Raw genomic sequence first — 14,505 nt, 5'->3', positions numbered from 1 at the left:
CCCGGCGCGTCGGTGAAGACGCCCACCACCACCGTCCGTGGCAAGCCCTCCAGCCGGCACATGGCGCCTGACCCGGATTTCGGCGAAGTGTTTCGCCGGCTTACGTCACCTACGCGGAAGCTCGCGCCTGGTTCGCCCTCACTGGCGTACCGAATCGAGATGAACTTCGAGCGGAGCCTCGCGATTGAAGCGGCACGCGAGATTGGCGGCCAGGCAAACGGCAAACCTCTCCAGTCAGCCCAGTCCGCCACCGAACCCGCCTTTGCCAGCGCTGCCGCCCGAACCGCCCGTGGGGCCCAAACCGGGCTGGCCCGGTCCGCCGGGCCCGCCGTTGCCGCCGGACGCCTTGCCGTTAAAGCCACTGCCGCCGTTGCCGCCGCCGCCGCCGTTGCCGCCACTGCCGCCGGTGGCTACGCCGCCTGTCGCGGGAGTACCACCGTCGCCGCCCTTACCACCGATACCGCCCTTGCCTCCGTCGCCGCCTACACCTACCGGGGCGACGAAACTCCCGTTGCCACCGGTGCCGCCGTTGCCGCCCGTGCCACCGGTGCCCCCGGTCTCAACGAGGCTGCCGCTGCCGCCGGCGCCCCCTTCACCACCAGCACCCCCGGTGCCGCCGGCGGTGCCGGTGGTGAAGGAAAACCCCGTCCCGCCGGGGCCGCCCTGGCCGCCGGTGCCACCTTTGCCACCGACAGGGCTTGCTGCACCGCCCGTGCCGGCGGCACCGGCCGCACCGCCGTTGCCGCCGGCACCGCCCGCCATTCCTGAGGAGGTGGTGTTGAAAGCATCGCTGCCCTCTCCGCCGTTGCCGCCGTCACCGCCGGCGCCGCTGGCGCCGTTCGTGCCGCCGGGACTGGAGTTGCCGCCGTTACCACCCACGCCGCCATTGCCGCCGTTATCGCCGACTTGGCCTAAGCTGCCGCCGTTCCCATCAGCGCCCCGGCCACCGGTCCCGCCGGCACCGCCTACGCCGCCGACGCCAACGGTGTCACCCGCGCCGCCGGTACCCGCGTTACCGCCGTTGCCACCGGCGCCGCCGTTCGGGCGGTGCTGCCGCCGATGCCGGTGTCGACGCCACCCTGGCCGCCGGTGCCGCCGGCACCTCCGTTGCCGGCCTTGCCGCCCACGCTGCCGATCCCGAAGGCGGCGCCGCCGTCGCCACCCACCCCGCCGGTGCCACCGGTGTCGCCGACTTGGCCTGCGCCGCCGCCGTTTCCATCGGCGCCACGGCCACCGGTCCCGCCGGCACCACCTACGCCGCCGCCGCCGACGGTCGCACCCGCGCCGCCAGTGCCCGCGTCACCGCCGTGGCCACCAGCGCCGCCCGAAGGAGCGGTGCTGCCACCGCTGCCGGTGTCAGCGCCACCCTGGCCGCCGGTGCCGCCGGCACCTCCGTTGCCGGCCTTGCCGCCCACGCTGCCGATCCCGAAGGCGGCGCCGCCGTCACCACCCACCCCGCCGGCGCCCCCGGTGTCGCCGACTTTGCCAGCGCCGCCGCCGTTTCCATCGGCGCCACGGCCACCGGTCCCGCCGGCACCACCTACGCCGCCGCCGCCGACGGTGGCACCCGCGCCGCCGGTGCCCGCGTCACCGCCATTGCCGCCGGCGCCGCCGGGAGAAGCGGTGCTGCCACCGCTGCCGGTGTCGGGAGCACCGGAACCGCCGTTGCCCCCGGCGCCCCCATTGCCGGCCTTGCCGCCCACGCTGCCGACCCCGAGTGCGGCGCCGCCGTCACCACCCACCCCGCCGGTGCCGCCGGTGAAGCTACCCCCGCCCGCAGCATCGCCGCCGGCGCCTCCGGTACCGCCGGTACCGCCGGTACCGCCGTGGCCCACCGTGGCACCCGTGCCGGGCGTCCCGGCGGCACCGCCGATCCCGCCGGCGCCTCCGGTTGCACCAGCGGCGGCGCTGGTGCCGCCTTTGCCGCCGGTGCCGCCGGCCCCGCCGGAGCCGGCGGCACCGCCGGTGCCGCCGTCGGCATTACCGCCGGCGCCACCCGTTCCCCCTGCCCCACCAAAGCCGCCGGTGCCGCCTACGGAGGCACCCGTACCGCCGGCCCCGCCGTGGCCGCCGGTGCCGCCGCTGCCGCCGGTGCCGCCGGGCCCGGAGTTGCCGCCAACGCCGCCTTGGCCGCCGCTGCCGCCGCTGTAGCCGAGTGTGACACTGGTGTTCGCTCCGTCGGCGCCGTTGCCGCCGGTGCCGCCGGCGCCGCCGGTTCCGTAGGCGCCGACCTTGCCGCCGATGCCGCCGGCCCCTGCGTCGCCGCCGTGCCCGCCGGTTCCACCCGCACCGCCATTTCCGGCGGTGCTGAGGCCGTTTCCGCCGGTGCCGCCGACTCCGCCGTCGCCGCCGACGCCGCCCGCACCGGCACCGCCGCCCAGGCTGCCGGCACCGCCAGCACCACCGACCCCGCCGGCTCCGCCCGCCGCACCCATACCGTCGCCCAGGGCCGCGCCGCCCTGTCCGCCACTGCCCCCAGTGCCGCCGCCACCCCCGACGCCGAAGGCGGGTAGGCCGCTGGCCCCTCCGGCGCCACCGTTACCGCCGATACCGCCGGGCTGACCCGGCGCCCCGGGCGCGCCTGCGCCGCCGTGTCCACCGAAGCCGCCGATACCGCCTGTCAGTCCACCGCGGCCGCCCGCCCCGCCGTTACCGCCAGTCCCGCCCGCGGCGACCGCGTCGCCGCCAGCGCCGCCATTCCCGCCGTTGCCAAAGAGGCCCGCGGATCCGCCTAGTCCCCCCGTCAGGCCCGCCGCGCCTGACCCGCCAGCGCCGCCGCTGCCAAATATCAGGCCACCGTCGCCGCCGGCCTGCCCCGTACCCGGCAAGCCCGGAGCACCGTCGCCGTACAACGGGCGGCCAATCAACAATTCTGTGGGGAAATTGACCAACCCCATCGCATTGATTACCAAGGGGTTGTTCAACAAAGGTTGCAGGAGCGTGCCGTTGCCGAGGTCCATGCGCGCGTACGCCTGAGCACCCGCCTGAAAGGCCGCCGCGAAAACATCATTGGCTGCCGCCGTATGGGCGCTGAGCGTCTGATACTCCTGGCCGTAACTTCCGAATAAGCGCGCGATGGCCGCCGACACCTCATCGCCCGCGGCCGCTGCAATTCCGGTTGTCTGCTGTGCGGCGGCAGCATTGGCGGCCCGAATCGTATCGCCGATTGCGAATACGTCCGCCGACGCTGCGGTCAACGACTCGGGCGTGGTGATCACATACGACATCGCGAGACTCCAAATCTGTTAGCCGGCAGTGCCGTACAACGCTATACAGACAGGAGCGGAAATGGGAGAGCAGTTCTTTGGCGTTTTTGATAATTGGTACGGACGAATAGGAAGACGCCGGCTCGGACCGAGTGCGGTTGCGGACCTCGACGGCCTCGCGGTGTTCGACTTCCTTGAGATCCCCGCCATCGTTTGCCAGCGGGATCGAGCAGCTTCGCCCGCCGGCACTTTGCACGCCAAATACACGGGTCGGATTCCCGTCATCGACTTCGCAACATCAGCTTGTCGAAAGGTGACAACAAGTGCACTGATTCAGTGGCATGGGCCTAACGGCGCCTGCCGTTCACTGCTTGGTCGCCGAAAAGGTAATACGGCAGCCAACTGGATTTCTCGGTAGTAGGTGTGGCGTCGTACATCCCATCGCGGATGACGGTGCGGCCGCCCTCGGTGGTGAAAGTACCCCGCATTGAGGTTCCCCCCAGCTGCTGTCGACCGAAAAGGACCCGTCGGCGTTCAGGGTGAACGTGTACACGACCCCAGAGCCGAATCGGCCCAAGGTCAGCGTGCTGCCTTGGCGGGACACGGGGAAGGTTACGTCAGGGGGCATCACGCCGCACGAGGTCGTGACGGAGTGCCACAGGTAGGTGCCTTCGATCGCCGCTGGCGCCCCTTGCCCGGCAGTGGGTGCCGGTTGAGGTGGTGATACGGGTTGGGTGCGGACCGTGTCGTTGGCGCCGGCGGTGCCGGCGGGCCTGTCGAAGGCTTGTCCGGTGACGACGTCGACGAGGACGAAGGTGGTGATGGTCGCACCTCAACCAGACGCTTCCTGAATCATCCTGCCACCCGCGGCGCCCTCCATCGCCAGTTCAACCGAATGCTGGCACCCCCTGTTCGCCCGCCGATTGATCGCGCGGCCCCCGTAAATGACCGTCACAGCGCACCAGTCAGTATCGCCTGGCAACGGCACACCTGTTCGATGTTTCGGCGCTGAATGCGCTACCGGCGATTGGGTGGAAGTTGTTCAGAGACAACAGGTCCGAGTTACGGTAGGGTCGCCGGTTGCGCCGTCATCCTGCCAGGGTTCGGTCCGGAGACGATTTCCGCCACGATGGCGCGTCAGTGCGTTACCCACGTGCGACGAGTGCGCGCTCACAAGGGCAGGGTGTGTCAGCGGTCGCGGGCCGCCGTTCACTGCTTGGTGCCCTCGAAGGTGCCGCTGCAGGTTGCTGGCTGCCATGTGCCGTCGCGAATGACGGTGCTGCCGCCTTGGGTGACGAAGACACCCCGCATCGTGCTGTCACGAAAGCCGAGCACGAACGATCCGTCGGCGTTGATGGTGCCGGTGAAGGTGGTCCCAGATGTGTGCGCCAGCGTGAGGCTGTTGCCTTGGTGGGCGATAGTGACCGTCGCGTCCGAGGGCGCCGCTCCACAGGAACCGGCTTGGAAGTGTAAGAGGTAGGTTCCGTCGATCTCCGGTTGGTTCGGCCCTGGTCTGGTGCCTGGCGTAGTGGGTGAGGGTTGGGGTGGCGGAACGGGTTGGGTGCGTGGTCTGTCATCGGTGCCGGCGGTGCCGGCGGGCCGGTCGAAGGCTTGTCCGGTGACGACGTCGACGAGAACGAAGCTGGTGATGGGCGCCGAACTGGGCTGGACCGCGGCCAGGGCTGCGGGGTTGTAGCCGGACCAGGCTGTGCCAACGGGCTCTGGATCGCCGGTCAAAGCGACCGGCGCGGTCAGGGGGTTGCCGCAGTAGCAGCGAGCACGGGGAACACCGTGGGCGTCGACGAACACACCGGTTCCGGCCTGGAAGACCGATTGCAGGGTTGTGGGATGCGTTCCGTCGAATCCGTGATTGGTGACTCGGGTGTTCAGTCGCAGCAGCATCGGGGTGAGTTCAGGCAGATAGGTGGGGATGTCGGCGGCGGTCAGGGGTCGTGTGCCGGTCCAGTACAGGCTGGGATCGGTATTGAGCGCTTCGACGAAAGCGCCGGCCTGGGCGGGGTGGCTGCCCAGGAAGGCGATCATCTTGTCGCGGTCACACTCGGCGTTGTTCAGGGTGCCACCGTAGAGACCCTCGCGGTCACCGGGCAATGGCTGGGTGGCGACCGGGGTCCCGCCGGCGTGAGGCTGCAGGGTGGGCGGCGGCTGAGTGCTGCTCGGCGGCGGCGAGCCCGCGGGTGGCATGAACGGATTCGCCCCTGGGTCGGTGGTCGCGGTGAGGACCAACTCCGCGCCAGTCGCCTTGAGCGACAGGGCGTTACGCAGTAGCACTACACCCCCTGCGGCCGCGACGAGCAGGATCACCGCGATCGCAATCAACCACTTGCGTTTCGAGCGGATCACCGGTGGCGCTGCGTCAGCGCTCCGTGACGGCGGCGTATCCCGGTGTGGGGGTGGCGGAGCCTGGCGTAACTGGGTGTGGGCCTCCCCCGGCACGCCCGGGCGGGATGCGGGCATGGTCATGTCGACTGCCGAGCCCAGCGCCCGTTGCGCAGCACCGGCCAGCGCACCGCAGCCCGGGTAGCGGTCATCGCGGTTCTTGGCCATCGCACGTTGGATCACCGCGTCCATCCCTGCCGGTATGCCGCCCTGCTGCGCGGCAGGGGCTTGGCTGGGCAGCGGGATGGGCAGATGCAGATGTCCGTACATCAACTGTTCAGGGGTGTGGCCCCGGTAGGGCACCGATCCGCTCAGCAGGTGATACAGGGTGCAGCCCAGCGCGTACACGTCGGCGCGGGCATCCAGGGTGATCGAGGCGTCGAGTTGTTCGGGAGCCGCGTACTGCAGGCTGGCGTGAAACATGCCGGTCGCGGTGAACCCGGTAAGGTCGTCGAGGGCTTTGGCGATGCCGAAGTCGGCGAGCAGGACCCGTTCGGGCTCGCCTGCGACGGGTCGGGTGAGCAGGATGTTGGCGGGTTTGACGTCGCGGTGCAGCACGTCGGCTGCGTGTGCGAAGTCCAGCGCCTTGGCGGTCTCGGCGATGATGCGCACCGCGCGCGCCGCGGGCAACGGCCCCTGGCGGACCGCGTCGGCAGCGTCGCAACCGTCGACGTATTGCATCGCGATCCACAACTGCCCGTCCTGATCGCCCCGGTCGTAGACAGCGACGATATTGGGATGGTCCAACCGCGCGACGTGGTCGGCCTCGCGCAAGAAACGAGCACGCACGTCGTCGTCGCCGGTCATGGCCCGGCTGAGCAGCTTCAAGGCAACTAGCTTCGGCAGGTTTGGGTGGCGGGCCAAATACACCGCGCCCATCCCACCGACACCGAGAAGCCGCTCGACGGTGTAACCGGCGAAGACCTGACCGGGCTGTAACTGCTGGTTACCCATGACCACCGCCTCACCCGTGACGACTGCCGAATCATCCTGCCACCGCCAGCAAGCGGCATTGTCGGTTCAGCAAATTGCGCGCGCGCGTCTTGTTGGCCAGCCACTGAACGCTGCCCGCCGATAGGTCAACTAGACGTGCTGATGGCTGTCACCTTGCCCAACGACGCGGCAGAGCTCCGCGCCTGATGGCCAAGAAATCAGAGCGGCAAGCTCAATACACGGGTGAAACCCGCTCACCAGGCGCGGTCCACGCACCAGAGCCCCATTGCCCGGTCATTGCGCAAAAGTCCCGCCGTTGCACTCGGTGATCTTCAGTGGGTGGTGAGTCGTTCGGACAACCGACCGGGGCAGCTCGATGGTGATCCACGCGGGCTGTCCCACCGACGCCAAGCATTTCTTGCGAATCCGCCAAGACCGCCGTCCGACCCTGGCACCAGTCACAGCGCCGCAGGTTCACCCGAGACAACGCGACCAGCGCCAAGGAAATACGCCGGAGGAAAGACATGACCATCGAGCTACCAGGAGTCGAGGAGCAAGATTCCCGCCGACCGCCCCGCCCACGGGTGCGATCGGGGCATGGAGGGCCGGACTCCCACCGACTTCCCCCCGGTCCCCCCGCTGGACCCCCGCCCGACGTGTGGGTCTACAAGGGACGCGCCTATGACCTGTCCGAGTGGATCGCCAAGCATCCGGGCGGAGCTTTCTTCATCGGGCGCACCAAGAACCGGGACATCACGTCGATCATTCACGCCTACCACAGGAATCCGGAGGGGATCGAACGGATGTTGGAGCGCTATGCGCTGGACCGCGACGCCCGTCCCGAGGACGTTCACCCGAAGTGCAACGCACCGGAATTCCTGTTCAAGGAAGACTTCAACAGCTGGCGCGACACCCCCAAGTACCAGTTCGACAACAAGGGAGACCTGCTGCACCGGGTGAAGGCGCGCCTGCGGGAGCCCCGGCTGGCCGCGCGCATCAAGAAGATGGATCGGCTCTTCAACATTGTGGTGGCGGGCCTGGCCGTCGCATACGTCGCGGTGCAAGGTGTGCGGCTGACCGAGCCGGGCTGGATGCCATTGCCGCTCTTCGTGATCGCGATGGTGTTGCTGCGCTGCTCGTTGGCCGGGTTCGGCCACTACGCGGTACACCGGAGACAAAAAGGACTCAACCGGGTCTTCGCGAGCGCCTTCGACATCAATTACGTGGCATTGGGATTGGTGACGGCCGATGGGCACACGTTGTTGCACCACCCGCACACCCAGAGTGAAGTCGACATCAAGAAGAACGTCTTCACGATGATGATGCGACTGCCCCGCCTGCTTCGGGTGCCCGTCCACACCCTGCACAAGTTCGGCCACCTGGTCGCCGGCATGCCCATCCGGATAGCGGACGTCATCAGAATCACACGCAAGATCGGCGTCAAGGAGGTCTACGGAAACTGGCGCAACGCGATCCCGCACCTCGTCGGCTCGATTGGACTGCGCCTTATGCTGATCGGTGAGCTGGTGGCCTTCACTCTGGTCGGCGACTTCCTTTCCTGGGCAGTGCAATTCGTTGCGACGCTGTGGATCAGCACGTTCTTGATCGTCTCTAGTCACGACTTCGAGGAAGACACCGACGAGCATGCCGGCCCCGACGCGCAAGACTGGGGCATACATCAACTCACGGAGGCCTACGACCTGAAAGTGGTCGGCAACCGCTACGTCGACTGCTTCCTGTCGGCCGGCCTGAGCTCACACCGCGCACACCATGTGCTGCCGTACCAGGGCAGCGGGTTCGCCAACATCGCCACCGAGGATATACTGCGGGAAGAGGCCGCGAAATTCGGCCTCGAATGGCTTCCCGCAAAGAGTTTCGTCACCGATCGGTTGCCCAGGCTCGCCCGCACCTATCTCCTGTCGCCCTCTCGGCAAGCGCAGGAACAACACTGGGGATTCATCCGCGAACAGTGCTCGCTGACAGCCTGGACGGCCAGCGTCGCCTACGTGGCTTCCGGATTCGCCGGACTCGGTTCGGTGTAGGTCGCAGCTGGCGCCCCGCGAGCAGACGCAAAGGCCCCCTTTTCGGTCCAGAAATGGGGGTCTTTGCGTCTGCTCGGCAACAGCAGCCGGGGAATCGAGATGCCAAGAATCCGTGAAGGTTTCGCCAATATCGCCCGCCCACAATGCAAGTAGCTGAAAGACAGCAGCGGAGAACTCGGCGATCGAACACCCGATCACCGTTGCCGCCAAACGTATTTCAAAGAAGGAAACTGCCATGTACTTCAACGAAGAACTACTGATGTGGAGGCAAGGGGGCGGCGAGGCCGGCCCCGCACTGACCGAGCTGCCGCCCGCCCCGCCGACCACGGTGGCGGTGATCGAGAGCATCGTGACGGGAGCGCCGGCACATGTCGTCCATCAGCTGCAAGTGGCCGATCAGGTCGCAGCGCTATTCGACAATCCCGAACAGCGGCAGCGTATTTCACGGCTCTACCAGAAGACGATGATCGGCACCCGCCGGATGGCGGTGGATCCGCTCGACCCGGGATTCGACTCGCTGCGACGCCAGCCGGGCACGATCCGGGACCGCATGGCGCTGTTCTACCAGCATGCCGTTCCCTTGGCGGTCGACGTGGCCGGGCGAGCCCTGGCGCCCCTCGAAGATCCGTCGACCGAGATCGGACTGCTGGTGTTCGTTACAAGCACCGGCTTCATCGCTCCCGGTGTCGACGTGGCGCTGATCAAGCAACTCGGCCTGTCGCCATCGATCTCGCGCGTCGTGGTGAACTTCATGGGATGCGCCGCCGCGATGAACGGGATCCGCACTGCCCGGGATTACGTCCGCGCCAACCCCAGCAGGAAGGCGCTGGTCGTGTGCATCGAGCTGTGCTCGGTCAATGCCACATTCGCCGACGACATCAACGACGTCATCATCTCCAGCCTGTTCGGTGACGGGTGCGGCGCGCTCGTGATCGGGGCCAGCCAGACCCAGCAGCCGCTGGACCCGGGCAAGGTGGTGATACGCGAAAGCTTCAGCCTGCTTCTCGACGACGCCGAAGACGGGATCGTGCTCGGGGTCAACCACAACGGCATCACCTGCGAACTGTCGGAGAACCTGCCGAAGTACATCTATGACAATGTCGATCCCGCGATCACAGAGATTCTGCGGGACAACGGATTACAGAAGTCAGACATCGACTTGTGGGCGATCCACCCGGGTGGACCGAAGATCATCGAGGAATCTGCGCGATCACTCGGCCTCTCCGACACCGAGGCAGCAGCCAGCTGGGATGTACTCGACCGGTTCGGCAACATGCTGAGCGTATCGCTGCTTTTCGTCCTGCGACTCATGGTGCAGCAGGCAGCGGGAAACAGCGACATCTCCACGGGTGTGGCGTTCTCATTCGCACCGGGCGTCGCCGTCGAAGGAATTCTCTTCGACATCATCGGCGGCTGATCACGAAGACCACCATCACAACGAATGCGGAAGGTTCCCAACAATGCAACTCCTCAGATTCTTGTTCTCGATCTCACCGACCCGGATACTGGCCGTCTTTGTCACCGGCCTCGTCAGCGGCGTGGCCAACACCTACCTGCTGACGCTGCTCAACAGCGTCCTGGCGCCGCAAACCCATTCCGGTGCAACGCTGCAACGCTTTGCCGTGACCGGGCTGGTCGCGCTGATCGGTGCGGTGCTGTCGCAGATTCTGCTGATCCGCCTCACCCAGGAAGCGATCTACCAGCTGCGGGAAGGGTTGAGCGCCAGGGTGGTCTCGGCTCCGCTGGAGGATCTGGAACGAATGGGACTGCACCGGCTCATCGCGACCTTGACCGAAGATGTGCGGTCGTTGTCGCAAGCGGTGACGGCCATCCCGAACATGTGCATCGACGTGACCACGATCGTGGGGTCTCTTGCTTTCCTCGCCGCGGTGTCCGGCCCGCTGTTTGCGGTGACGATTGCGGGGACGTTGATCAGCATCGCCAGTGCCGAGACGGTGCTGCGGCGGGTGCGCCACCTGTACCACGAGGCTCGGGAGAACGAGGACGCGCTGTTGCGGTCATTCTCCGGTCTGACGCTTGGTATCAAGGAACTGAAGCTGCATGGCAGCCGCCGTCGCGACTTCATGGCCCGACACCTGCTCGGGTCGGCTCGCACCCTCCGGACCCAGAATGTCAGGGCCGGCTCGTGGCTCTCGGCGGCACAGGGCTTCGGTCAGTTCTTCCAGCTCGCCACCATGGGCCTCATCCTGTTCGTGGTCGCCGCGGCGCTTGCGCTGCCGCGGGACGCCATGGTCAGTTATCTGCTGGTCACGATGTTCCTGTCGAGGCCGATGCAGAGCCTGATGAAGCAGATCCCGGAACTGCTGCGTGGTGACGTCGCGCTGGCCAAGATCCGCACCCTCAACTTGTCCATCGAGGCCGCACACGACAGGGAGCAGGCGCCCTGCATCGAACGTCCGCCCGCCGGCTATGCCCGGCTGGACCTGAGCAACCTCAGCTATGCCTATCAGTCCGAGCTGGCCCCGTCGGTTCCCCTCGGTCCCGGCGCACCCCCGCCGCGCGGTAAGCGCCGTGATCACCAGGCGGGCCCCCCGCCACCCCCCGGACCTCCGCTTGCCGCCGGACCGGGATTCCGGCTCGGCCCGGTAGACCTGACCTTCGAGCCCGGGCAGATCACCTTCGTCGTCGGTGGCAACGGGAGCGGGAAGTCGACTCTGGCCAAACTGATTACCGGCCTGTACGCGCCGCACAGCGGAGCTCTCGTGCTGAACGGTGAAAAGATCGACCAGGACAACGTCGAGTGGTTCCGGCAGCATTGCGCAGCCGTCTTCACCGACTTTCACCTGTTCGATGACTGCCTGGGCTTCGATCGGCCCGGGATCGACGACGAGGTGCGCTACTACCTGCACCAGTTGCAGATTGCGCACAAGGTCACCGTGCGGGATGGTCGGCTGTCCACCGTTGCGCTGTCCCAGGGCCAACGCAAACGACTGGCGCTGCTAACCGCGCTGCTCGAGGACCGGCCGATCTACCTGTTCGACGAGTGGGCCGCCGACCAGGAGCCACGGTTTCGCGAGGTGTTCTACACCCAACTGCTGCCCGGCCTGAAGAAGCGGGGAAAGACGGTCATCGTGATCACCCACGACGATCGCTACTTCCACTGCGCCGACCGGCTCGTCAAGCTCGATTTCGGTCAGATCGCAGCGGTGACACCTCGCTAGGAGCCGGGTCCGTAATAGCCCAGCCGCAGCAACTCGGTGATCTCAGTAACCAACGGCATCCGCGGGTTGGTCCGGTTACTGAGATCCTCGAACGCAGTCATCGCCAGCTCCGGCAGCGCCGCGGTGAACGCCTCTTCGGCGACGCCCATCGCCTGCAGCGAGCGCGGCATGTCGACCCGGTCCAGCAGCTCCTCCACGCCACGCAACAACCTGCCCCGGCTGTCTTCGGGTTCGTGACCACCGAAGATGAGCCGGCCGATCTGGGCGTACTTGTCCGGTGCGATGTAGGCCGAATAGCCGGGAGCCGGCATGAATTTCGTCGGCAGGCCCGAGTTGTAACGGAGCACATGCGGCAGGAAGATCGCATTCGCCCGGCCGTGGGCGATGCCGAATTTCGCACCCACGGCATGGGCCAGCGCATGGTTCGTTCCGACGAACGCGTTCGAGAAGGCGAGCCCAGCCAAGGTCGCCGCGTTCGACATGTCGGTGCGGGCGGCCAGATCGTCGGGATCGCGGTAGGCCCTGGGCAATCCCTCGAAGATCAACCGCGCCGCCTGTGCGCACAACGCATCGGTGTATGGCGAGGCGAAGATGGAGACCACCGCCTCGAGCGCGTGCGTCAGCGCGTCGATACCCGTGTCCGCGGTCAACACTGGCGGCATCGACGACGCCAGCTCCGGATCGATGATGGCCAGCTCGGGCACCAGGCTGTAGTCGACCAACGTCTCTTTCTTGCCACGTAGGGTCAGCACTGCGGCCGGCGACACTTCCGAGCCGGTACCCGAAGTCGTTGGGATGGCGACCAATTGGAGCCGGTGGCGATCTGTCGGATAATCGGCTACCCGCTTGCGCGGGTCCAGGAAAGGCATAGTCAACTCGTCGAGGGTCTTCTCGGGGTGCTCGTAGAACAGCCGCATCGCCTTGCCGGCGTCGAGCACCGAACCGCCGCCCACAGCGATCAGGACGTCGGGTTGCACCCGTCGCAGCAGCTCGACGCCGCGGTGAATGGTCGTCTCGTCCGGCTCCGGCGTCACCTCGCTGAACACCTGCACGTGGCGGGTGCGCATCTTGCCGCGCACCAGGTCGACCACACCCCGCTCGTCGCTCACGGCATCGGTGACCACCACGGCGGTGTCGCAATCGAGGTCGCGCAGATTCTCCAGCGCACCGGCATTGAAATAGGTGTTGGACGGGACCCGGAACCACTGTGGCGGGGTGCGACGTTTCGCGACTGTCTTGATGTTGAGCAGTTGGCGGTAGTTGACATTCTCGGTGGTACTCGACCCGCCCCATGTTCCGCATCCCAGCGAGAAGGTCGGCGTCAAATTGTTGTAGACCCCGCCGAGTGCACCGACCGCGGTCGGAGCGTTCACCAGGATTCGCCCGGTACGCACCGCCGCGCTGTATGCGTCGATCACCGCCTGATCGGTGGCGTAGACCGCGGAGGTATGCCCCAGGCCGCCGTGCTCGGTGACCAGTACCGCCACCTCGACCGCATGCTGCACGTCGCGTGCCCGAACCACGCCCAGAACGGGCATCAGCTTTTCTTGCAGCAACGGGTGGGCAGCGAGTTCGTCGATGTCCGCCGGCAGCGGGGCCAGCAGCACCTTCACCGTCGGCGGCACCGAAAAGCCAGCTCTCGCAGCAAGTTCGGGCGCCTTCTGGCCCAGCGCGTGCAGAGATATTTTGTCGCCGCAGCCGAACGCGAACCCGGTTATCGCGGCGGCCTCGTCACCGGTGAGCAGCCGCGCACCCATCCGCTCGAATTCGGCGATCATCGCGTCGTACACCTCGTCGTCGATGATGCAGGTCTGCTCAGCCGGGCAGATCACCGAGGAGTCAAAGGTTTTGGAGATCAGGATGTCGACGACGGCACCCTTCACATCGGCGGTCTTGTGAATGTAGATGGGCGCGTTTCCGGGGCCGACGCACAGCCCGGGTTTCCCGGTCGCACTCGCCAGCGCGACGATCTTCGGTCCGCCGGTCACCCAGATGAAATCGACCTTGGGATGTTTGAACAGATAGTGGGTCACCTCGTGGGCGGCGTCTGGAATGACCTGCAGGGCTCCGACTGGCATCCCGGCAGCTTCGGCCGCTTCGCGCATGATCTCGACGCTGCGTTCGCAGGACTGGACCGCATACGGTGACGGCCGGAACACGATGGCGTTCCTCGTTTTCGCGGCCACGATCGCTTTGAACAAGACGGTCGATGTCGGGTTGGTCACCGGGGTGATGGCCAGCACCACGCCGATCGGTTCGGCGACTCGGACGATGTTGTTCTCGATATCCTCCTCGACGACGCCCACCGACTTCTTGTCGCGCAGGTAGTCGTGCAGGAACTCGGTCGCCACGTAATTCTTGACCACCTTGTCCTCGAAGACTCCGAACCCGGTTTCCTGGATCGCCAGTCCCGCCAACTCGGCGGCCGCGCGCAGCCCGGCGCGCACCATCGCCTCGACGATCCGGTCCACTTGAGCCTGATCGAGCGTGCGGAATTCGGCGGCCGCCGCAGCCGCGACGTCCACCATCGCGTCAATCTCGTCGCGGCGGTGGTCGTCGTTGTCCGATGTGTCGCCGTCACCGGCTGTGTTCACGGCTGCGGCCCGCGGAGCCGTCCCCAGTTTCGTCGGCATGGCTGTGAAACCTTCCTCCTCGTCCTGCGGTGTCATCGTCGACCTCCCCCGCCGACGCGGATAGAGGCTTAAGTCCGTGTGGACTCGGGGCTGCGGTCACCACATCCTCACG

The 14,505-nt window shown here is 67.0% G+C and carries 8 protein-coding genes; 3 read left to right on the top strand and 5 right to left on the bottom strand.

The window, feature by feature from the left end; translation table 11 throughout:
* Positions 1–234 precede the first annotated feature (234 nt).
* From JX552_RS03305 to JX552_RS03290, 4 genes are all read right to left on the bottom strand, one after another.
* Positions 235–879, bottom strand: a complete 645-nt coding sequence (locus JX552_RS03305) for a hypothetical protein (protein WP_205876080.1) — start codon at positions 877–879, stop codon at positions 235–237.
* 86 nt (positions 880–965) lie between these two features.
* A complete protein-coding gene (locus tag JX552_RS03300; protein WP_205876079.1) occupies positions 966–3,227 on the bottom strand; it encodes a PE family protein in 2,262 nt (753 codons plus the stop codon).
* A gap of 326 nt (positions 3,228–3,553) precedes the next feature.
* Complete coding sequence (locus JX552_RS03295; protein ID WP_205876078.1) at positions 3,554–3,694, bottom strand: hypothetical protein; 141 nt, start codon at positions 3,692–3,694, stop codon at positions 3,554–3,556.
* A 721-nt stretch (positions 3,695–4,415) separates the two neighbouring features.
* Positions 4,416–6,557: a serine/threonine-protein kinase gene (locus tag JX552_RS03290; RefSeq protein ID WP_205876077.1), complete on the bottom strand. Its 2,142-nt coding sequence runs from the start codon at positions 6,555–6,557 to the stop codon at positions 4,416–4,418.
* A gap of 635 nt (positions 6,558–7,192) precedes the next feature.
* Here JX552_RS03290 and JX552_RS03285 point away from each other — a divergent pair.
* The 3 genes from JX552_RS03285 to JX552_RS03275 all read left to right on the top strand — a co-directional run bounded on the left by JX552_RS03285 (position 7,193) and on the right by JX552_RS03275 (position 11,760).
* On the top strand, positions 7,193–8,578 hold the full coding sequence (locus JX552_RS03285; RefSeq protein WP_431195913.1) for a fatty acid desaturase: 1,386 nt from the start codon (positions 7,193–7,195) through the stop codon (positions 8,576–8,578).
* Between the two features lie 235 nt (positions 8,579–8,813).
* A complete protein-coding gene (locus tag JX552_RS03280; protein WP_205876075.1) occupies positions 8,814–9,995 on the top strand; it encodes a type III polyketide synthase in 1,182 nt (393 codons plus the stop codon).
* A 43-nt stretch (positions 9,996–10,038) separates the two neighbouring features.
* Positions 10,039–11,760: an ATP-binding cassette domain-containing protein gene (locus JX552_RS03275; RefSeq protein ID WP_205876074.1), complete on the top strand. Its 1,722-nt coding sequence runs from the start codon at positions 10,039–10,041 to the stop codon at positions 11,758–11,760.
* Here JX552_RS03275 and adhE read toward each other — a convergent pair.
* Positions 11,757–14,429: a bifunctional acetaldehyde-CoA/alcohol dehydrogenase gene (gene adhE / locus JX552_RS03270; protein WP_277396031.1), complete on the bottom strand. Its 2,673-nt coding sequence runs from the start codon at positions 14,427–14,429 to the stop codon at positions 11,757–11,759. The two genes, JX552_RS03275 and adhE, sit on opposite strands and share 4 nt — an antisense overlap.
* Between the last annotated feature and the right edge of the window lie 76 nt (positions 14,430–14,505).

It is taken from the genome of Mycobacterium gordonae, from assembly GCF_017086405.1.
GTDB classification, from domain to species: domain Bacteria; phylum Actinomycetota; class Actinomycetes; order Mycobacteriales; family Mycobacteriaceae; genus Mycobacterium; species Mycobacterium gordonae_D.
This window is presented reverse-complemented; position numbering and strand designations above follow the sequence as displayed.